Source organism: Flavobacterium sp. PL12 (assembly GCF_039123485.1).
GTDB lineage: Bacteria > Bacteroidota > Bacteroidia > Flavobacteriales > Flavobacteriaceae > Flavobacterium > Flavobacterium weaverense.
Genome location: NZ_JBANDI010000023.1, coordinates 1 through 22,090, shown reverse-complemented (window position 1 = coordinate 22,090; position 22,090 = coordinate 1). Strand labels below are relative to the sequence as shown.

The following is a 22,090-nucleotide window of genomic DNA, read 5'->3' as shown; positions in this document are numbered from 1 at the left end:
TTAGTTAAATTTACAATCTCCATAAACTTTCTCATTATACCATAAAGCATCTCGATGCAACTTATAATACATGTCTAAACCACTAACTGTATAATGTACATAGGTATCATCTAATTTAATAACTCGAGGATTGAGGTTGAATTTTTCAGGTTCATTATAACAAAGGTTCTTAAATAATCTGAAATTAGTTTCTTTTTCAAATTCAGTTAAATCTGGATCACTGTACCAAATATAATTCCCTTTTTCAATAATCATTCCTTTTAACCAATTGGTATTGTCACAATCTGGATGTTCAATATTTACGTTGTAAGAATTCGTATTTCGAACGCCTTCAATTTGTCTTTCATCAATAAAGGCAAAATCATCATTCAATTTCATGCCAAAAGGAATTAGCACGTCAGCAGCAAAAGCTTCTAATCGAAATGCAGGCATACACATTTCGGCTGCAATTAATAGCACACCATTTGTTTGTCCGCCATAATTATATGTGGTTACAAAATTCTCTATGGATTGAAAGCATTTTACAATACTTGAAACTTTAATCACTAATGTCGAAAAAACTGGTTTTAAAAAATCGGAATCGGTATACGTCAGCATATTTATGTGTACTTTATAATTCATAATCCGTCCTGTCCTTCTTGAAAAGAATGACAATGAGGATCGTAGAAATGACTATTTATTTAATAAAATGTTGGGTAGATTGTGCGATAATATGACCATTTAAATCTAGCAAAACTCCACCATAGGGGATACTATTCATAAATCTTGATTTATTATTCTCTTTCGGTAAGTAATGAGCTGAATCTGAACTTAGAATCAAGGCTAAATCCTTGGGTTGATTTGAATCAATACTGATTTTTTCATAAACCTTTTCAAAATGATAGAGTAGTAGCGACTCTTTTTGAGTTTTATCTTCTAATATTTCACTAGCAATTGATAATACGCTTCCGGGTAAGTGGCTTGCTGAAGCTTCATCTTCAACTAAGTGAATAGGAATTTGTGTGTAACAAGGCGATTTAGGATGTTTTAAAATAAAATAAGGGAATTTACCGTAATACCCAGAAATCCTATTAATAGTGTAAGCAAGGTCATCATCAAGTAGTAAAGTTTTACAGTTGAAGTTTTGTAAATCTCGCCTAGTTTTTTCATCTTTTTTCGTATTCCAGATGAGTATAAAACGGGCTTGGGTCTCTACTTTGAAAGTACCACTTCCTTCATGTAGACTAAATGTTTTTCCTGTGAATTGTTTTTCACTATCAAATAACAAAATCTCGTCAGGAGTTACTCCGGTAAAATCAAGTTGTGTTGTGAGAGCGCTGTGGCTGATTTCGATTCCTAATGGAGTGAATTTGTCCTCAATCATTGGAGACACAACTAAATTGCGATTTTCGCAACTATGCCATTGTGTTTTTAAGCCTACATAATGATCAATATCGCTACCTGATTGGTGCTTTAGGATTTCTTTTAACTGAATACTTTTAGTATACATAACATAACAATTTTAAATTATAGTTTTTGCTATGTCGTAAAATGCGATAAAGAATTGTGGTTTCTCAATACATTTGAACGACTGTCCCGCATTCTAAGCCACCGTGTCTTGAGTTGATCGGTTGGCATTACACAAATGTGTAATTCTTGATGCTTTGACAAATATTATAAAAAAAAATCGAGATATGCAAGTTATACCTTGTTGTAACATATTACAGTTTTACATTTTATATTTTGGATAGAGTAAACAATGAAAAAATATGAACTGTCAATAATCACTACTATAAAATTCATTCACAGAACTACAATATCAAATTTTATATGTAATTTTCTTTGTCTGTAGTTAAAATTCTTAAAAATAACTTGATGATTTTAAACTGATAAATGTTAAATATTGTAGATCAATAAGGAGTATAAAAATCTAATATTTTAAAATTATTGTAAACTGTTTAGCGCTGCTTTTTAAAGAATGCTAATTACTCTAATTTTTATTGATTGAAATAGTATCATTATTATAAGAATTATAAATTCTGAGAATAAATTGTAAAGATTACAAAGCGTTTAATGCCTTTCTAAAATGGCATATTAGACTTGTCAATCTCTATCATGATATTTTTCTTTAAATTTTTTTCATCGCACTTAAAATTACTACATTCATAAATGTCGTGAACAATTCCCTCTTTGATATCAAAAATTAAATCAAAATAATTATTGGAATTGTTTCCAATAAAAGAGTAACCTTTACAATTGAAGTTACAGCTTTGAGAGTTACACGAACCACTATGTCTAGTTAGATAAGTGTCGCCAGCATCAAGAAGTTCATTAAAAGCATCATCAAGTTTGCCGATGAAATCTCCCTTTGTGAAATGTTGATAAGTGAAACTTACATCCAAAATTGAGTTTATCATACTTATGTCTAGCTTCTCAAAAAAGTGTAATACAGTATTTGCTTGCGTATTTAAAGGAGTTTTTTCCTGTGTTGTTATAATATATTTTTTATTCTCTGTGAAAAAAGTAACATCACCGATGGATGAGAGTTGCTTTAGCAATTTAATTTTAACTTGATCCATGGGTTTTAAGTATTTTGAACTGTTGTTTTATTTAATCTTCACTAAAAATTAAAATCTAGTTAATAATTACTACTATTCTATTCAACTACGAAAAGAAAGTCTTTAATTTGGATAATATGCGTTTATTTTCTTTTCTTCTACTAAACATTGAAAATGTTGACTCGTTTTTCTCAAGTGATTACGCAACCTATTATAGGTGTATTTTTCAAAAATAGTTTCAATGATTATTTGTGAGTTGGAACTAATTCGAGGATTAAAATTAAAACCAATAGCGCAATCAATAATATAATGGTTGGAATACAACAGTCTGTCGTGCGATTTTAATTCATCGACATTGTTCTGTATAATTCTAATTTCTGAAGTTGAATATTTTTGTTGTAAAAAATTATATACATCAACTTTATTAAAATTTACCTTGTTTAGAAAATCAGTATAAAAGTGTTTTAGCGTTTTTTTATTCTTTGAAATTGCTTTTATCAAAGGATAAACACTATTCTCATAAAATTCAGGTTTATCAAGTAAATAGGAATCGTTTACTATGATTTTGTTTAATGGAATTAATTTTCGAATGTTTTCCATGGTGTTTTCCCATCCCGCAAATTTCTCGCTCAAATCAATCTTAAAATGACATATTCTAACAATATTTTCTATTTTGTCCTTATAGTTACTTATTGAAAAACAAAGTGCGCCTTTGCGTTCCGCCTCGCCGAACCAATCCTCATCCTTTTGTGTAAAAATTAAAGTTTGATCACATTTTGACCTTTCAAAAAAATGTTCTTTAATTGATTTTATAGCAATAGGACTGCTGTAAATACTGCGAGCATGGAAAAATGGATTTTCATTTTTAAGAGTTTCCATTTTTTCTATGGATTCAATTTCACAATCAATGAACCATTCTACTTCTGCATACTCTTTTAGAATCGTAGCTACAATTTTCTGTGAAGCCGAAAGCATATTTTCATTATATCTGCCATGAAAGTCATCTAAAAACTCCTTTTCGATATACAACTCCATATCTTAATTATTTTGTTCTTGATTCAATTTCATCAAGTCAAATTGCAAACGAGTAGTTTCATCATAAAAACCAGGTCCAAAAGTATCACTTAGGTTTCCATTAGCTCTAATTTCAATAGGCTTGACTTTAGGTTCCGTTGCTGTGACATATTTATCAGCATTGAAATAATAAATAATCGATTTATCGGTTCCAACTTTCTTACTGGCAGTTAAAAATTGTAATTTGCGTATGAGATATTCACTATGGGTTTCTATAATAAAATTAATGTATGGGTAATATTCAATAGTTACTACAAACATATCTGCTAATTTAGACTGTAAACTAGGGTGCAAATTGGCTTCCGGCTCTTCGATTATTAGTATTATATTTTCTTTATATTCTCTAAAACTATACATATTATTTTGATGCTCTCCTGGATTAAAAACACCATCTGTTTTATTAATAGATGCTGTAAGGGTTGCTATTTTTAAAATTATTGGAATCAGTTGTGAATAGCCAAATCCAAGATCAGACAATGCAACTTTTTTGTCATTAATTGTTAAGTACACAACAGATATAACATTCTCAAATCGCTCAACCGTAAGCTTTCCCGGAATTTCTAAAACAGTAAATATCTTTTCGAGATAAACTCTGTTTTTATCCGATTTATTGAAGAAGTCTAATACAATTTTGTCAATATCATTTTCGGACTTATTGTTAAGGATTCGTTTCTGACTTCCTCTGTTTGCAGAAATATACTCTATAGTATTAAAATCCTCATCTAAACCTTGCAATAAATTAGCAAACTGCTGAAAGAAAGTTTTTTGGTAATTTGTCGTTCGATTATCTGACTTATTCCATAATAAATTATCAGATGTGTAAGATGGCTCAAATAATTTTTCAGTCATTAATAACCTACCTAATCTTGTTTCTCTTATTTCAATATCTTTTTCATTTAACACCTCTGAAAAATTAGATTTTATTTGATATTTAACTTTTTCATTTGCATAGAGCAAACAATCATTTAAGTTATTAATTATATCGATTGAAGAAGAATAGCCCTCTATTTTAGAAAATTCTGATTTTTGAAGTTCGATAATTTTCTCTTTATAATATTCAGTAGCTTTTTCACCTTTTATAAAAACGTCATATAACAAATAATCCTTTTCTAATTTTCTAATTTCGTGTTTCAATACAATCTTTCCAATGTGATTATTACCACGATGAGTAAGAATTTCGCCATTATTATCATAAATCTCTTCGAAATTTTCAAGAGATAAATCTCCATCGTAAGCAATCCCTTCAGAAAGCTCACCGTCCTCTTCTGGATAATCAAATACTCGTCCATCATCGACATCAGAAAAACTAGTCGTTGCATCATTATAAATTAAAGAAATCATTAAATCGATATTGAAATATAAAAGACTATAACTTCCTAATGCAAAAGTCATTAAATTTTCTTTACCGTTTAATATATTAATTCCCATCATTAAACCATCACTACCCAAAGCTTTACCATATAAAACATCAACCTTAAAACTATCTTCCAAAAAATCTAATTGATTGTCGTAGCGAATCTTTAAAAGCTTATTATCTGTCTTCCAATTTAATACTTTATCAAATCTTTGAAGATTGTGTAAACCATCTTCGAAATTTAATTTTTCAACTCCATTCTTTAACAAAAGCAGTAATTTAGTAAAAGAACTTTTACCAGCATTGTTTGGGCCAACAAGCAGTGTTATTGGTTTAATTTCAAATTCTGTAAATTCTTTGAATACTCTAAAATTCTCAACTCCTATTTTCTTAATCATATTTTCTTATTTTGATACAAAAGACAGCATTAACTATGCAGATATAATGCATATTAAAATTTAATGTGTAGTATTGCATCAAATCTAACCATTTTAAATCACTTTATATTATGGCTGTCACCAAAAAACCTTTAGTGCGATATAAAATTTTGGACTCATGTTTCAAGAATCCTTATAAGAATTTTACTATCGATGTGCTATTAACGACTGTTAATGACAAGCTCCTCGATTTGTTTGATGATGAAAGTCAGTGTATTAAGCTTCGTCAACTACAAGACGATATTGCATTTATGAAAAGTGGTGAGGGTTGGGGCATTGAATTAGCAGACATTAAAGATGGCAAAAAAAGAATCTACCGGTATGAAGATTTAGACTATTCAATTAATAATGCTCCTTTAAATGAAATAGAGATGGATCAGTTTCAGTCCGCCATTCAAGTGCTTTCACAATTTGAAGGTATGCCTCAGTTTGAAGGTATTCAAGAGATTATAGCAAAGCTAAAAACTGATTTGAAAGTATCAACTAATGAAAAACCGTTTATTGGTTTTGACAGATCACAAGATTTAAAAGGTATTGAGCATTTTAGTACATTGTATAATGCGGTACAAAATAAAACACCTTTAGAAATTACCTATAAAGATTTTAAAACAGAAGAGCCTTATACTTATATTTTTCATCCATACTATCTAAAAGAATACAATAATCGTTGGTTTTTGTTTGGTTTCCATCACGAAAGTTTTAAATCAGACTGGAATGTTGCTATTGATAGAATAGTGGATGTAAAACCAAGCTCTACGTCTTTTATAGTTAACGATTCGATATATTGGCAAGACTATTTTTCAGATATGATCGGTGTGAGTAAAGGGGTAGATGCTGTTTTAGAAAATGTTGTATTGCATTTTAACCAATTGACTGGAAAGTACATGGAGAATAAATCGATACACGAAACCCAAAAGCACAAATGGATTGATGAATTTACTTTAGAGTTGAAGATTAAAGTGATGCCTAACTATGAATTAGAGCGATTGATTTTGTCCTACGGTGAAAGCGTAAAGGTCATAGAACCTCAATATTTACAAGACAAAATTAAAGAACGACTATTAAAAGGATTAGAGAATTACTAAGCAAACATTGCATTTTCGTTTACCTCATTGATAACTTTTATGATTCTCATCGCTTTATCTTCTTCAGGGAAAATTCCGAAAATACCCTGATCGTGTTGCTCGTTAAATGGAGATTGAGTTAATAATTGCTTTTCAATAAATCCTTTCTGATTGAGATAGGAAATTATTTTTTGAATAAAAGTAATTTGGTTTGCATTCAAATTACCTTTCGAAATAAAGACTGCAAATAATTGATTTGACACCTCAATATCTAATCCAACAATATTGCGAATAAACTTCCCTAACGGCTGGTCTCCATATTCTTTTGCAAATTTATCTTTACTTTCTAAAGCTTCATTAATTAAAAATTGCTCTAAAACGCCTATTTCTTTTTCGGTAATGGGTAGGTTTTTATACAATTTATCAATTACCAAATGTGATTTGTTTTTTCTGATGAATGCTTCTACCCGGTCTTTGTAACTCTGTAAACTGGTGTATGAAGCTATTATGTCAATTTCTTCTACGGCATCTAAATTGAGTTCATCACTAAATGAGGTATAAATAGGATCTAGTTTCTTTTCGTCTTTTAGAAATTGTACTAAATCACGTATGTCTTGACGAATTTCTTCTAGATTCTCTGCATTAACTGTACTCCAAAATTGTTCGTTTTGAAGTTTCTTTATGGTTGAAAGCTTGGCTTGCACTGCAGGAATATTTCGCTTTGTGAATAACATATTTGCAATATTGAAAATATTATCAATATGTTTTACTTGGGCTTTGTTTCCTGTAACTAAGGCCAGTTGCAATTTATAAACCAATAAATCAAATCGTTTTGCAAATTCATCTTTATCTTGGTTGTAATCTATTAGATGAGATAAGTTACTTTGAATGTTGAGTATATCACCTTGCAACAAGTTGTTCCATCTGGCTCGATTTTTATATTCTCGTACGTAACGCCAATGTTTACGCACTTCAAAGCGACTGTCATCTAGATCATCAACTGATTGATGCAAATCATCCGTATATTGGATTTGAATTATTTCCTGCTCATTTGTGGGGTTTTGCAACATTCGAACAGCCATAACCACATCAAGCTTTGTATTAAAAATTTGTTGTGATAATGGTAAACTTGTTTTTTGAATTTCACCATCCGGATTATCACCAAAATATTCAAAATTGCCACAGAAATCAAAAATTAAAAAATATTCTTTGTGAACTCCAGGTTCAAAAATATCAGGACATAAGCGTGTCCCACGACCGATCATCTGCCAGTACTTTGAAAATGATTTTACTTCTTTAAAGAAAATCAAATTTAATACTCTAGGTGCATCAACACCGGTATCCATCATATCTACTGAGACTGCTATTTGGGGGTCTTTTTCTTTTCCCTTATCGAAACAGAACTTTTCCAGTAAATCTTGAGCTTTGTCTTCATAATTATCGATAACTCTCAAAAAATCACCACCATATTGGGGATAATTTTTATTGAAACGCTCTTCAATGAAAGCAGCATGTTTGTGGTTTTTGGCAAAAATAATTGATTTTCCAACTTTGTCCCCACCTTCAATTTTTTGACCATTGCTCATCAAGTAATCTAGCACTTTGTCAATGGTATCGTCATTATACAACCAAGAGTTTATTTGACTCTTATTTACTTTCTCGACTATATTTTCGTCACCAAATTGAGCCCCGAAAATCTCTCTAAATCTTGTTTTATCTCCTTCTGAAAGATCATCATATACTATTCCTTCCCTAGGAAACTTCAAGGGTATTTTGAATGCTTTAGGTGGTTTTAGAAATTTATCTGCTACTGCCTTGTTTAATTCGTAGGCATAGGTTGGATTATCATCTTCAATTTCAAAAAGTGCATACGTATTGTGATCAATATCCTTTTTTGGGGTAGCTGTTAAACCAATGAGAATACTGTCAAAATAAGTAAAAATAGATTGGTATTTGGAGTAAACTGACCGGTGCGCTTCGTCAATGATTATGATGTCGAAATGACCCACCCCATAAAAGCGTTCATCCTCATTTTTGAGATTATCAATTTTATTCAAGATGGTTTTGTACGTAGAAAAAACGACTCTTGTACCGTTATCCTCTTTTTCTTTAGTTAAATCAATAGCTGATAAATGTGGTAAATGTTCCTTAAAGGCATTTTTAGCTTGTGTTACCAATGCATTTCTATCAGCTAGAAACAAGATTCTTTTAGCCCAATTACATTTGGCAAACATATCCACAATTGCTGCTGCTGTTCTTGTTTTACCACTCCCAGTTGCCATAACAAGTAAGGCTTTTCTATTTTTTCCTCTTAAGTGATTTTGATGTGTTACTACCATACTTTCAGCTACACGTTTAATAGCTTCCAGTTGGTAGTACCTACCGGCAATTGCTGTATTAACAACAAAGTTTCTTAAATCTTTGCGATCACGACGTCGCTCGATAAGTAGTTGTAGCTCCTCTTTGGTATAAAAACCTTGTACTTTGCGGTCAGGATAAAATGTATTGTCCCAAAGGTGTGTTTCAAAACCATTACTATAAAAAATAATAGGGCGTTGGCCTGTACTTTTCTCTAAACAATCTGCATATAGACTAGCTTGATGTTTTCCTTTGGACGCACTATGGATAGTACTCTTAGCTTCCACTACTGCTAATGGCAAGCCGTTATCACCCCATAATACATAATCTACAAAACCTTTGCCTGACGGATTTGTAGTTAAAGGCATTCCAAAAACCTCAAATTCAACATCTCTACCTTGTTGGAGTTTATCCCAACCCGCTTCTCTTAATAGTAAATCAATTAAAATAAGTCGGGTTTCGTGTTCAGAATTTAATTCAGGAATAGCCTGTTCTACTGCTATTTCTTGAAAACGAACTTCTTTACGCTCCGCAATGATTTGATCACGATCTTCTAATTGTTTTCTTAGGGATTCGTTTTCTTCGGCTAGTTTTTCTTGCTGTTTTAATGCTCTTTGCGCTTCTGCTCGTTCAAGTTCTAACTTTCCTGCTAAGGATTGCAGCTCTTTGGCGTTTTTATCATTAGTGTCTCCGTAAGGAATTACTCTTTCGTCAAATACAGGAATATCTGGATTAGCTTCACTGTAATATTTGCTCAGAAATGTCAAAAATCGAAAGCTATTTTTTAGAGAGTTCAAAGCTTCTAAGGCTTTTACAGATTTACCGTGTGCAGCATTATTTCCGTTTAAGCGTATAATGTCCAACTCCATTAACATACTTGGTTTGAGTATATTTTTGAAATTCTCGCTATGAAGCAAAGCCCCTAGCTTTGTATCATAAGGTAGTTCTAAATCTTCATCATTTTTATACAACCAAAACATGGCTTTTTCTAAAGCACTTCTACACAATAATGCAGCATAACGTGGAGCCGTAAAGGTGTGTTTTTCGGCTTCTTGAATTTCACGGTAAATTTCCGGAAATTCTTGCTGTAGAAAGGTAAAGTTGCTTTGCATTGGTTTATTTTGAAGATCTAAAATACTATTTTATCTGTAGATATAATATATATTGCATTTAATTTCTTTCTTTTTTATTGGTTGTTTACAATCTAAAAACAACATCAAACTGCTATGAATTAACTGTAGCAACCATTGTTTTTAATTTTTCATGATATTCTCCATTCCCAAAGTTTATGATGATAAGGTTTTTTTTGGTCCGTGTTAATCCAGTATATAGAATTTCGTCAAAAGTTCCTTCAACATTAGCATGGTTTTTTTCGACAATTAAAAATACGATATCACTTTCCCAACCTTTAAAGCTATGTATCGTTGACAATTTTACTGTACCACTGTTCATATAGAAATGTAGTTTCTTATTATTCCTTAATAATTTGATACTATCTTTCTTTAATATAGCGTCTCTGTATTTTTTAAAATCATAATAACTATCTTGATTATTCTTAATCAAATCTGTAAAATCCTTTAAATTAGTTTTGAATTTTTTACAATGCCATTCTAGATTTGGATTAAATCGACCTGGGTACGAAACATTCAAATCGTATAAAGTAAATAAGATGCTTAATTCAGCAAATGCTTTAGTAGTATCATAGTCATTATTTCTTTGTATCAATTTAATAGAACCTGGTATCAAAGATGGCAATGAATTTGAAGTTTTTGTTTTAAGATCATTTAATGCCATATTGCAAACCATTTCTGAGGTTTCAAACATAGAATTTGTTTTTTCATTGCAAGAATACCTATAATATGAATCGAATTTTTGTAAAAGTGAAATAGAATGGCTCAAAATAGTTATATCATTTGGAACAAAGTTTTTATTTATTATGTTTTCATGTATAATGTTATAGAGACTCGATACACTATCCGTATTTTCTAAAAACATATAATTAAGGTAACCCTGCAAATTTTTTTCAAATTGAATTTCAAGAGATGAATCTATTTTATTAAAATCATCCAATTCATATTTGTCTTTAAAAATTGTTTCTTGGTATTTTATTGCTAGGTCTTTTATTTTGTAATCAGATCTAAAACAGTCTTTCAAATTTATCGGTCCTCCTTTTACATTTGTAACTACATCTTTACCTACTGTTTGGTTGTTATAAATATTTTGTTTGACGTCTCCAAAAAGTACATATTCACCACCAGATTCGAGGTAATAATCTTTGATTATATCCATCCATGGTCGTTTGTAATCTTGAATTTCGTCAATAAATATAGCTTCGTATTTTACTAAAGTTTCTCGGTGTTCTTCAAAAAGATGCTTATTTGAATAATAGTTGTCTTCAAAGAAATTATTTTTAGCCTCCTCATCCAATGCTTTGAAATTTTCAGGGAACTCAAATTCGATACCTAAATTATTTAATTCTGTAGTAATAAAATTATGGTAATTAAGAATTACAAAGTTCTCCCAAGGAAAGTCTTCTCGTACTTGACTAATTTTGTCACGTATGTAATTCTTTAAGGTAATATTGTAAGTAAGAATTAGGATCGTTCCTTTGGTTCGTTTGTATGCTTGAACCGCTCTGGCTGCCATTATGGTTGTCTTGCCGGACCCTACAACACCTTTAATTCTTTGTTCTCTTGTTTGGCTATAAATAATATCCATTTGGCGACGACTATAAGGAATGTTTTTTCCATCTTCAAACAAATGTTTTGGGGGACTTAAAAATCTTTTAAAACTATCATACAGTTCATCAGAAAATAATGCCTGAGTATTGGATGCTTTTAATTTAATTTTTTTTAATAATTTTTCAAAGTCCAATTCATTCAAATTATCCCTGCCAATAAAGTCAATGTTATACTGCAGAAAACGATTGTAATTTATGTCATGTTCATATGGGGTAACCAATAAATTCTTTATTTCAACTTCGCTTGCGTTATGAAAGTACACCGCACAAGAAACAATATTTAATAGCCTGAAATTAATTATTTTTTTTTCTAAAAGTTGTGGTATGTGAAGATTAAAAAGATTTTCCTTGTATTTAAGCGCTTGATTTATTGGTGATTTTATTCTGGCTCCATTGTAGTTTACAATCCAGTTTTTTCTTTCATCCAGCCTATATTTTAATAGATCATAATCTTTGACTTCTATGATTAGTACACCATACCCTTTTCTTAAAATGACAATATCAGGTCGATCACCGTTTAACATTGGATTAAAATAAACCTCAAAAGTATTATCAAGATTTTTAATCAAATACTTTAGTAAATGAAGTTCACCCGCTTCAGGTTTTACCTTATGCATCATTATCGTTTCTAAATCAGGATATAGTTTTGCCATTTGTTTGTTTCTAGATTAGTACAAATATTTCTGTTTGAATAGGAGTGATTGCATGAACGATTATTCTATAATACTTGCATTATAGATTTTTTAGACTTGAACCATTTGTTGTTTTCAATATTGAATAATTCCTCATTCATAAAATCATGTTCTTTTTCATTGTAATTAAATCCAGGTCTTGACAATTTTAAAAATTTAGGATTATCTTGACTAGGAATGAATTTTCTAATTAAGCATATTCCACTATTTTCATTATTAAAGTAATGTGGCGGAATCTGTTGGTCATTATGTGTCGTAATCCATTCTCTAATAATTTCATTGATAGATTGATTTGAAATATCTTTAATGTAAGATTCATTTATTAAATTCTCGATTTCTTTTTCAAACCCTTCATTTGGTGCGCTAAAAACATTCAAAATATTAAAAGCAGTAACATCAAACCAATCGGTGAAACGACTATCCCCTTGGTAATTTAATTTTATAAGAGCAATAGAAAATAAAGAATTAATACTACTGATGTTTTTATAATGCGCTATTTTTTTTAAGGTATATTCATCCTTTGGATCATCCCATTCTGATTGAAGTGCTACGTTTATGAATTCACCTAATACGTTCAAAATAGCACCTGAAAAACTGCTTATTTCAGATAAGTTTCCGTGTATGTTATAAATATAGTTTTCTTCATCTGAAATTGTAGTCTCGTTCTTTATCGTATATTTTCTATGGGTGACTTCAAATAGATGTTTTAGTACTATTAAAAGCATAGCTAAGTCAACTAATCCTAGTTTTTTGTCTTTGTAATTTTCAAAATTATGTAGTGCTTTTAGATAGTTATTTATGAATTTATAAACTATTTCTCTTCGTTTTTCAAGGACATTTCTGGAAGGATAATATTCTTGCTTATTATCGTAGACGGGATCTTTTCGATCTCTACTCGTGGTTGCATCTGCTTCTTCCTCATCATCCATATTGTCTTCCTCAATTACTCTTGAATACTCTTTGAGGTATTTTTCAAACGAATCCCAAATCTTGATGGTATGATGTTGCTTTAGAATTAATTGATGTTGCTTTGAATTTGAATCTAAGGCAATTGCATCCTCATAACTCAACGCATAATCTAAATTTTTAGTTTCCTTTTTTTCATCATCTGAATAACCAGTTGTGCCACTTGTATTTTTTGAAAATGAAGATTTACTGTGAATTGTATTAAAGTATTCCATTACTTCAAACAACTTGTAATCACCCGATTCAATCATACTTGTTAATCGGACTAGTCTACGGTTGTCTGATGATGGATTTGTATTCCATAAGTCTGAAACATTATTGAGCAAATGCTTGTTAGAAATAATTCTGTTATTTTCGTCATAAAACTGTAAATACAAAGCATCATTAAGGATATCACTCTTAACTTCAAAATACATTTTATCAGCTAGTTTAGTGATAGTTTGTTCTTCGATCACTATTCCCCAATTACTAAATAATTTGACTTTTACTTTTTTATAAGTGTCATAATTTTGTAAAAATAGGGTTATTTTATTTCCTTCTTTGTCTGCCCCTAGAATGACAATTTTTTTAACTTTTATTTTGTCAACTTCAAGTTCGTCATGTGCTTCTGCATCTATCGGTTTTGTAGGTGCAAGTTTTTGTTTTTTGTTGAAAATGCTAATATCCTTAAGAATATCATCCTCTTTATACTTATATAAAACTGCAAACTCATCATTGGCTCCTGAATAACTTTCTTGACCAAAGGCTTTTAACGAAGCATTTGGACTTCCTATTAAGCAATAGTTCCATTCATTAGATTCAAAAACAAATAGTTTAGCATGTAATTTTCGATCATACTTTTTAAATTCTAATCCAGCTCGTTCTGTTGCGTCCCAAGAATAGAAATTAATGTTTTTTTGCTTCTCCATTTTGTGTGGATGAAGCCCTTTCTTTTCCTGTATATAAACGTCCATAGTGCATGTATCAAAGTGATTAGACAGTGCCAGTAGTAACGCTCCGCTTTCATCATAAAAAGGACTAACTATTTTAATTTTTTTAATTGATTCCTTAGGGATCAGATTTATCAATTGATTGTAAATACTTGTTTTTTCATTATACAAAAGGGAAACTTCAACAGTATCTGATATTTTATGAAATAGGTGTTTATTACTATTTACTGTTTTTAATAAAGTTGTATTCTCCTCAACCCAATTTAGTTTATCTTTTGAAAAACCTTTTATCTTTTCTGTATTAGATTTTAAATAATTCCAAGCTTCTATTAATAAAGGCAATTGCGTTTTATCCTCTTCTGTAGCGTAAAGTACCGAGAAAAGCTCATGATTTTTGCCATGACCACCCGCCGTTATATTTCCTGAACCCTGGATAAGCATAATTTCTTTTTCACCTACAAAAAAAGCCATTTTAGGATGAAATACTCCTGTCGCTGCCATACCAGAAACACTATAACTAGAATTTAAGTTTTTTAAATTTCCAGTTGTTAAACCTATACTTTCATCAAGCATTTTATGATCAACTAATAGATTTACATTTGTAATTCCTTTTTGTTTGATTTGTTTTAAAACTTGCATTTCAAAATGATGAAAATCAAAAGAAAAAGTAGTCATAACAACTGAATGAAAATCAGCACTTTTCTTAATTTCGTAAAACAGTTTTTTCTCTATCATAATGCAGTCGAAATTAATTGATTTGCCTTAGTGCTTAAACCCCCTTCAGAAGAAATTAATCCTAAATCGATTAGGAAATTATATAGTGTTTTAATCCTAGGACTCGTAAAATTAGGAGTCATTGTTTCAATGTGAATTAAATAATTGTCTTCAATAATGAATTTCAATAAGTTCTTTTCGCCATTTCCCATTTTTCTATATGCAATTGCTGTGTGATCGTTTATTATAGCCTTAATTATAGTTCTTATAAAATCTGGAAAAAGCAACTCTTTGTTTGAAGTGATAAAATCTTTGAAGACATGTAAGGCGTTGCCGTTCTTATCAAATAGAGCATAATCTGTTGAATAGTGCTCTATTTTTTCTGTTAAGGGAATACTATCGTGGTATATTTTTAAAAGTAAAAATAAGCCTTCGCAGAAACCAGAAATGTCAAAATCATTTTTTACATTGCTATTAATATGTTCTATATAGTCTAATGGAGTGTCTTTACTATTTCCAATTCTTTCTATTACCTGAGAAACGGTTAATTGGTTTAAATCAAAATTTTCTTGTTCATTTTCAACTACTAATTCCGTGACAGATTCAATAAATACCGAAATTGATTGCTGCTTGTTTTCCATTTGAACCAACATTGCCCAAAAAATTGTCTCTAAACTAAAGTGAACTAATTCGTTTAGAAAATAATAGTACCAACCTAGATGTGTTTCATTTGTTAGAGTCGTGTGGTTTTCTAAAAAGGAAGTATAATGAAACACTGGAAAACCTTTCCAAGCGTCTTTTTCTTGGTTTATAGCTATGTAATTTAAGAAAAGTAGAAGTGTTTCTTTTCTTTGATGGGAAGCAATACCGTTCGTCTTTTTATACTTTATACCATCATAGTCCAAGAGCATCTCTATATAAAAAGCTTCTTCATTTGTATCACTCAAATCTTTGTTTAGCGCAAAATCCGCTAATAGATCAATATCTTTTGCATATAGTTTACCCTCATTTATTCTAGCTAAAAATAATAGGATGGAATCATTATTTTGAATAGAATCACGATAAGATTCAGCTAGTTTTTTTCCTTTCTCTGTACGTTCAAAATATCCGCCTGTTTTGGCATCTACCAATTGTAAGGCCATTAAAGAACCACTATAATATTGACCAAAGGCACCTGAGGTATAATCCCAATAAACAGAATGTTTTATTGTTTGTTCAAATTTATCGGCCCCTAGTGCAATATCGTAATAACCTTGTGTGCTTAAATCTGCGATGTATTTGAAGGCAAAATTACTTCCTACAACGCTCTGTTCTGTAGGGTACTTATTTACCATAAAATACGATAGAATCAATTCGGCTCTTCGTATAAAATTGTATTGCCCTCTTACACTTGTTTTAAACTTACTATTTTCAGCTAGGTTATGGTATTCATACAATAGCCATAAGTAAAACCCATAATAGCGAAGACGTAGAGTTAGGTTAGTCATTCCTGGCAATAACAAGGAATAAACGGAGATTGAACTGTTTTGAATTCCTAGTGGATCACGACCTCTAACAAAGTCGGCACTTTTTGCCCAAAAAGGTTCTAGATAGGTGGTTGTGTCAAATGCCATAATATTATACTAAATTGTCATTTTCATTTATTTGATCAATAATGATATTGTAACTGTCTTTGTTATTTCCTTCCTCAACAAAATATTTTAGAAATTGATACATAACTCTTGCAAATTCTGATTTATTTCCTTCAAAACATTCCTCATAAGTATTTTTGTTACATTTATAAATATGGTCAAAATCAGCAATTTTATAATTTATGCTTGACTTAAATTCATTTTTTAATGAACCAATAAAATAACTGTCAAAGTCTATGACAATTTTTGATTCAGCTGCTTTGTTTAAGTCTTCAACTGTTGATAAAATAAATTCTTCAAAGTTTGTGATTTCTTTAAGTTTATAGTTATATCGAAATTGTTCAGCAATGCTATCGGGTTTTTCTGCATGTTTGAAAGCACTTAATTCTCTAAGTAATTTTGTAGAATCACTAATTAAACTATTTGGGGTAACATAAATGAAATCAGAATTTAAATTTAAATGTTCCGTAATTATAATAGACCTTCCTTGATATAGCCCCTTTTTTAGAAAGTGAAGAGTTGGCAACTGAAGAGTTTTGATTAAAGTATAATTTCTGAAGTTCTCTTTTGCATTACATCCTATTTTTAATATCACTAATTTAGTTTTAGAAATATTATTAATTTTTCCTTCATAAACTTTACTTACCCCACCAGAACCAATAAGTTTAATATTTCCTTCTAATTCAATTTCTGTCATAAAATTTATTTCTAATTCAACTATTCCTTAAACTCCGATTGTAAAATGGTTTAAAAAATGTTCTTTTTTTAAATTAAGCATGAAGCAATTAAATAGCGTTTAAATTCTTTTAGAATTCTTATTCTTCCACTAATACTTCCTGTCCATTGGCCTTCTGGTAATTCTATAACTTGATATGCGTAATCAATTAAATTATGAATTGTTGAGGGGGTCTTAAACTCCTCTTCGAAAAATATTTTAGATTCTGATACGGTATAAGCGTAAGACTCTATTTGGTCTAAACTCAATTTTCTATCATTGTGGAATAGCGTAGCACAATCTTCTACCTCTGAAATGGGATAATCTTTAAAGTAAAAATTAAGTACTGCTGTGATATTCTCCAATGATCTTGGATAAATATTGTTTTTTAAGTAAAAATTCTTTTTTAACATTATCTGTTTCATTAATTCAATTCTCCTTTAAAAGCCCACTTCAACAGCCATTCGAATAACATTTCCTAAATAAGACTAAATTTTACATCTCAACTGCTAAATGTTTCTCAATTATTTTTAAGGCAACTTCAAAAGCAAAAACAATATGAGCCGCTTTCAGTTCTAAACCTTCACTTGTATCATCAAATTTATACTGCCAAGCACCATGATTGATATACAGTCTTCTTCTTTCTGCTTTATAATTAAAGTTCGTTTTTATAGCATCTATAGTTTCCGAATAAGAATCCTGAAAAAAAGAATTTTGTGCAACAAATGATTCACTAAAATCAATAATACAAATGTCATATAGATTTGCCATAATACCTTTATAAATACCTTTTTGAAAAGAAACTGTTCCTTTTTGTATAAAATCATTTGGATACATTACTTGCAATAGTGCATCTATTTTAGAATTTAATAAAGCTATTTGCTCACCTTGAAAATTCATTTCATTATTTGTCATAATTCCTTTTTTTTAATTCAACTCTCCCTTAAACGCTAGCTGCAACAAGCTTTGAAACAACTGCTCACTTTTCTGCAATGCTTCTTGGGCTTGTTGTTTTTGGAGCTCTATCGCTTGGACTCGTTCTGCAAATAAATTTTGGAGGTTGATTGGGGGTAAAGGGGCTTCAATTTTAAGTAGCTTAGGCATTGAAATATTTACCATTGATCCAGATGTACCAGTTGCTTCTTTTTCAATATTATGTCTAAATCCACTATGAGAAAGTAGAAATTTTAAGAATGTTTTATTTAGAGTATGGTTTGTGTCAATTCGCCATAATTTATCTGGTATAAAAAGATTATGATAATCTTTATCCACAATTGCAACCGCTCCAACTTTCTCTTTTGTGTTTGCTCTTGAGAATAATAGATCACCTTTTTTTGGATGAATCAATACTTTATTTATTTCATTCTTATCTACAACTTTATATTCAGTATTGATAAAAACTCCTGTAGTAATTGCACTTATTTTTAATACAGCAATTTCTTCATCTTTTATTTGTCTTTCTTCGCCAGATAGACTTAATCCAGATTGTAATTTAATAATACCTGATTTTAAATTTTTCACTTCCCATCCCTTTTCATTCCTAAACGGATCCCCAAACATATCCAAAAACAAAATTTGCGTTAAATCCTCATATTTTTCAATGAGTTGTTTGTTGTATTGACGCGATTCATCGGCTTTGTCGAGAATTGCGGCAATTTTTTGTTGGGTTTGGAGTGGGGGAAGTGGGATTTCAATGTTTTCTAAATAGTCTTTCGAAATATGTTTTAATCCTGCGCCTTTAAAACCATTTTCTAAAATGTGCATATTCCCACTTAAGAAGTAGTACACATATTTAGTGAAAACTTCTTTTTTATCTTTTGGTTGTGTAACAAAACAATCGGTAGAAACTGCAAATTTCTCATTGCAATAATGAATACTTGCCAATCCACCAGTTCCAAAAATTAAACTTTCTTCATCAAATAAAAATTCGTTTAAAGATTTTGTTAGTACATTACTTGATGTATAAAATGGATATTTACCAACTTTAATTTTAAATCCATCTCCAGCCTTTACTTTAGATTTCTTCTGAAAATTGTATATTTTTTTAAAAATTACCTTCTGCATTTCGCTTTCCATTTTATTTAATTCAACCTTATTTATTGTATTATTTAACATGTTTTCTCATTTCGTTTTCAATAAAATTTCGCAAAATTTCTTTGCTTGGCAATTGCAGTAAATATTTAGATACAAATAATTTTTCGTCCATGCCGGAAAGGGCATATTCTACGAGTTTGTCTCCTTTTTCAGTACACAATAAAATTCCTATGGGTGGGTTGTCGTCTGGTCGTTTGACTTCTTCTCTAAAATAAGAAACGTACGTATTGAGTTGCGACAGGTGTTCGTGTTTAAACTGATCTACTTTGAGTTCTACAATGATGTGGCATTTTAAAATACGGTGGTAAAAAACCAAGTCGGCAAAATAATAATCTTCGTCAATCAAGAGGCGTTTTTGTCGGGCTTCAAAGCAAAATCCGTTGCCTAATTCCAACATGAATTGTTGTAAATGGTTAATTAATGCTTCTTCTAGATCCGATTCCTGTATCAAATGACTGTTGGGAAGATTTAGAAAATCGAAAAAATAAATGGATTTTACAGCATCAGTAGCTTGTGCCGGAATAATTTTAGTTTCCAACTCTTGCAAGGCAATGTTTTGGTTACTTGACAAACCCAAACGCTCAAAAGAAAGCGTGGCTATTTGGTTTTTTAATTCCGTTACATTTGGCTGTGTTTTGATTATAATGAGTTCGTAAAACTTTCGTTTCGTAGCGTCTTCAATTTTTAGTAACTCCACAAAATGACTGAATGAAATTGTACCTACGAGCGTTTTGTAATAGTTGTTTTCTTGTTCTAAAGAATCAAATTGTACCGTTGTATCTACTTTTCTCAATTCGTCAGTTAGCGACTGACTAATTGCTGTTGTATTATTTAATTGCTTAGTGCTAGATTCGTCAGTCTTAAACTGACTTATGTTGCTATTAAATAAGTCAGATGCCGTCTGACTTATTTGTGGATAGGTTAGGAAGAACTTTCTACATTGCTTCAGATTGGTCTCACCTAATCCTTTCAGATTAATCTGTTTAGACAATTCAGTAATCAATTTTGTACCATATTGAGCTCTGTCTTCACCGTTTTGCTCAAAAGCTACAATGTAATACCCCACCCACCAGTTTCTAACCGTGAGGTACATATTCACTGCTTTTACCGCACTTTGTTGTGTGGCACTATGTGCGTTTTGTATATTTTCTTTAAGAATTTCAAAATTCATCTTTTGCATTTTAAAATAAGTACCGGGTTAGCTTAACATTTTTTCTAAATCCAGAATAGCTTGTTGTCTTTTAGCGTCTATAGCTTTAATATCAGCGATTAGTGTAGCTGGTTTTTCATACACTACTTCATCATACACTACCTCTTTGTAACGGTTAATACTCAAATCATAATCATTGGCTACAATTGCAGCTTTAGACACTAAGAATGATTTTTGGGTTTTATCTTGATGGTTGTCTGTAGTGAGTTGTTGGTTAACTATTTTCCATTCAGAAAGGATAGAAGCAATATCGCATTTTCCGTTAAGTACTTTTGCAACATTTTCAGGATTTGAAAAACATTCTTCTAATTGTTCTTCGCTTATTAATGCGTTTCTTTTGTCATCTAAGCTAAATCCATCGGCTTGCATATCGTAAAACCAAACATTATCTGTACCACCTGAATTAGTTTTTGTAAATAATAAAATAGCCGTACTCACTCCTGCATAAGGTTTAAAAACACCGCTAGGCATAGAAATCACTCCTTGTAATTGTTGATTTTCAACTAGTTCTTTACGGATGTTTTTGTGGGCTCCAGAACTACCAAAAAGCACTCCGTCAGGAACAATAACAGCTGCACGTCCACCTAATTTTAACATTCTTAAAATTAAGGAAAGAAAAAGCAATTCGGTTTTTTTAGTTTTAGTAACAGCCAGTAAACTGCTTTCTACTTCATCGTAATCCAAGGCACCTTTAAATGGTGGATTAGCTAAAACTAACGAGTATTTGCTACTAATATCGTTGCTTTCGCTTAAAGCGGAATTCCCTATTAGAGTTGGACTTTCCATGCCGTGCAATTGCAAGTTCATGGCAGAAATACGCATCATTGATGGATCAATTTCAATTCCGTTGAACATGTTTTTATTGTAATGCTCTCTAAAATCTTGATTCATAAACCAATCTTCGTGATTTTCGTGAATAAATTGAGATGCAGCAACTAAAAATCCTGCTGTTCCAAGCGATGGATCGCAAATGGTATCATCGTTTTTGGGCTGCATGAGTTCTACCATCATACGGATGATATGCCGTGGTGTGCGGAATTGCCCGTTGGTTCCTGCTTCGGCGATTTTGCCCAACATGTATTCGTATAAATCACCTTTGGTATCACGATTGTCAAGCGGCAATTTGTCTATTTGTTGTACCACACGATCCAGTAACTTGGCCGTTGGAATCATAAAAGTTGCTCCTTTTATGTATTCCGTAAATGCACCGCCATCCTTGCCAAGGGTTTTCATAAAGTCAAAAACAGTCACATCATTCAAATGTCTTTGCGGACGAGTGAATAAGTTAAACATTACCTCAGGATCTTTATCTTTGAAGCTGCTCCAACGCAAGTCTTTTTGCTCTGGGGTATAAATCGCTTTATCGGTTGTAACACCAAGCATGTTGGCTCGTTTCTCGATCAGGAGTTGTTTGTCGTCTAATTGTTTTAAGAAAATCAAATAGGTAAACTGTTCTATTACCGTCAATGGATTAGAGATTCTATGATGCGACCCTTTGTTAAGACAACTTTTTCAAAAACTTAAGATAGTTTTTTTTTAGTTTTATTTTCCAGTTTCCTGGCTAAAATCGGAGAT

At 31.0% G+C, this 22,090-nt stretch carries 16 protein-coding genes and 1 riboswitch; of the genes, 1 reads left to right on the top strand and 15 read right to left on the bottom strand.

Going from position 1 to position 22,090, the window contains the following annotated elements; translation table 11 throughout:
- The 5 genes from RCH19_RS11275 to RCH19_RS11255 all read right to left on the bottom strand — a co-directional run bounded on the left by RCH19_RS11275 (nucleotide 1) and on the right by RCH19_RS11255 (nucleotide 5,363).
- A complete protein-coding gene (locus RCH19_RS11275) occupies nucleotides 1-621 on the bottom strand; it encodes a hypothetical protein (protein ID WP_343023310.1) in 621 nt (206 codons plus the stop codon).
- 55 nt (nucleotides 622-676) lie between these two features.
- Nucleotides 677-1,489 (bottom strand): hypothetical protein, encoded by an 813-nt coding sequence (locus RCH19_RS11270; protein ID WP_343023309.1) that lies wholly within the window; start codon nucleotides 1,487-1,489, stop codon nucleotides 677-679.
- 59 nt (nucleotides 1,490-1,548) lie between these two features.
- A riboswitch (SAM-I-IV-variant riboswitch) is annotated at nucleotides 1,549-1,647 on the bottom strand.
- A gap of 413 nt (nucleotides 1,648-2,060) precedes the next feature.
- Entirely contained in the window at nucleotides 2,061-2,558 is a 498-nt protein-coding gene (locus RCH19_RS11265) for a hypothetical protein (protein WP_343023308.1), read from the bottom strand.
- Between the two features lie 102 nt (nucleotides 2,559-2,660).
- The gene (locus tag RCH19_RS11260; protein WP_343023307.1) at nucleotides 2,661-3,572 is read right to left on the bottom strand and encodes a hypothetical protein; all 912 of its coding nucleotides are present in this window, start codon (nucleotides 3,570-3,572) and stop codon (nucleotides 2,661-2,663) included.
- Between the two features lie 3 nt (nucleotides 3,573-3,575).
- Nucleotides 3,576-5,363 carry a DUF3696 domain-containing protein gene (locus tag RCH19_RS11255; RefSeq protein ID WP_343023306.1) on the bottom strand — a complete coding sequence of 596 codons (1,788 nt, stop codon included), beginning with the start codon at nucleotides 5,361-5,363 and terminating at the stop codon, nucleotides 3,576-3,578.
- 110 nt (nucleotides 5,364-5,473) lie between these two features.
- Between RCH19_RS11255 and RCH19_RS11250 the strand changes: the two genes are divergently transcribed.
- On the top strand, nucleotides 5,474-6,487 hold the full coding sequence (locus tag RCH19_RS11250) for a WYL domain-containing protein (RefSeq protein WP_343023305.1): 1,014 nt from the start codon (nucleotides 5,474-5,476) through the stop codon (nucleotides 6,485-6,487).
- On the opposite strand, the gene RCH19_RS11245 is transcribed toward RCH19_RS11250, so the two are convergent.
- From RCH19_RS11245 to RCH19_RS11200, 10 genes are all read right to left on the bottom strand, one after another.
- Entirely contained in the window at nucleotides 6,484-9,936 is a 3,453-nt protein-coding gene (locus tag RCH19_RS11245; RefSeq protein ID WP_343023304.1) for a DEAD/DEAH box helicase family protein, read from the bottom strand. The genes RCH19_RS11250 and RCH19_RS11245 overlap by 4 nt on opposite strands.
- A gap of 112 nt (nucleotides 9,937-10,048) precedes the next feature.
- Entirely contained in the window at nucleotides 10,049-12,217 is a 2,169-nt protein-coding gene (locus RCH19_RS11240) for an NERD domain-containing protein (protein ID WP_343023303.1), read from the bottom strand.
- Nucleotides 12,218-12,282: 65 nt separating this feature from the next.
- On the bottom strand, nucleotides 12,283-14,886 hold the full coding sequence (locus RCH19_RS11235; protein WP_343023302.1) for a phospholipase D-like domain-containing protein: 2,604 nt from the start codon (nucleotides 14,884-14,886) through the stop codon (nucleotides 12,283-12,285).
- Nucleotides 14,883-16,478, bottom strand: a complete 1,596-nt coding sequence (locus RCH19_RS11230; protein WP_343023301.1) for a hypothetical protein — start codon at nucleotides 16,476-16,478, stop codon at nucleotides 14,883-14,885. The genes RCH19_RS11235 and RCH19_RS11230 overlap by 4 nt, the downstream gene beginning before the upstream one ends.
- Before the next feature lie 4 nt (nucleotides 16,479-16,482).
- Complete coding sequence (locus RCH19_RS11225) at nucleotides 16,483-17,193, bottom strand: hypothetical protein (RefSeq protein WP_343023300.1); 711 nt, start codon at nucleotides 17,191-17,193, stop codon at nucleotides 16,483-16,485.
- 68 nt (nucleotides 17,194-17,261) lie between these two features.
- Nucleotides 17,262-17,636, bottom strand: a complete 375-nt coding sequence (locus RCH19_RS11220) for a hypothetical protein (RefSeq protein WP_343023299.1) — start codon at nucleotides 17,634-17,636, stop codon at nucleotides 17,262-17,264.
- Between the two features lie 70 nt (nucleotides 17,637-17,706).
- The gene (locus RCH19_RS11215; RefSeq protein WP_343023298.1) at nucleotides 17,707-18,126 is read right to left on the bottom strand and encodes a hypothetical protein; all 420 of its coding nucleotides are present in this window, start codon (nucleotides 18,124-18,126) and stop codon (nucleotides 17,707-17,709) included.
- Nucleotides 18,127-18,138: 12 nt separating this feature from the next.
- A complete protein-coding gene (locus RCH19_RS11210) occupies nucleotides 18,139-19,326 on the bottom strand; it encodes a restriction endonuclease subunit S (RefSeq protein ID WP_343023297.1) in 1,188 nt (395 codons plus the stop codon).
- Complete coding sequence (locus RCH19_RS11205) at nucleotides 19,316-20,476, bottom strand: PDDEXK nuclease domain-containing protein (RefSeq protein ID WP_343023296.1); 1,161 nt, start codon at nucleotides 20,474-20,476, stop codon at nucleotides 19,316-19,318. The genes RCH19_RS11210 and RCH19_RS11205 overlap by 11 nt, the downstream gene beginning before the upstream one ends.
- A gap of 27 nt (nucleotides 20,477-20,503) precedes the next feature.
- Nucleotides 20,504-21,982, bottom strand: a complete 1,479-nt coding sequence (locus RCH19_RS11200; protein ID WP_343023295.1) for a class I SAM-dependent DNA methyltransferase — start codon at nucleotides 21,980-21,982, stop codon at nucleotides 20,504-20,506.
- Nucleotides 21,983-22,090: the final 108 nt, after the last annotated feature.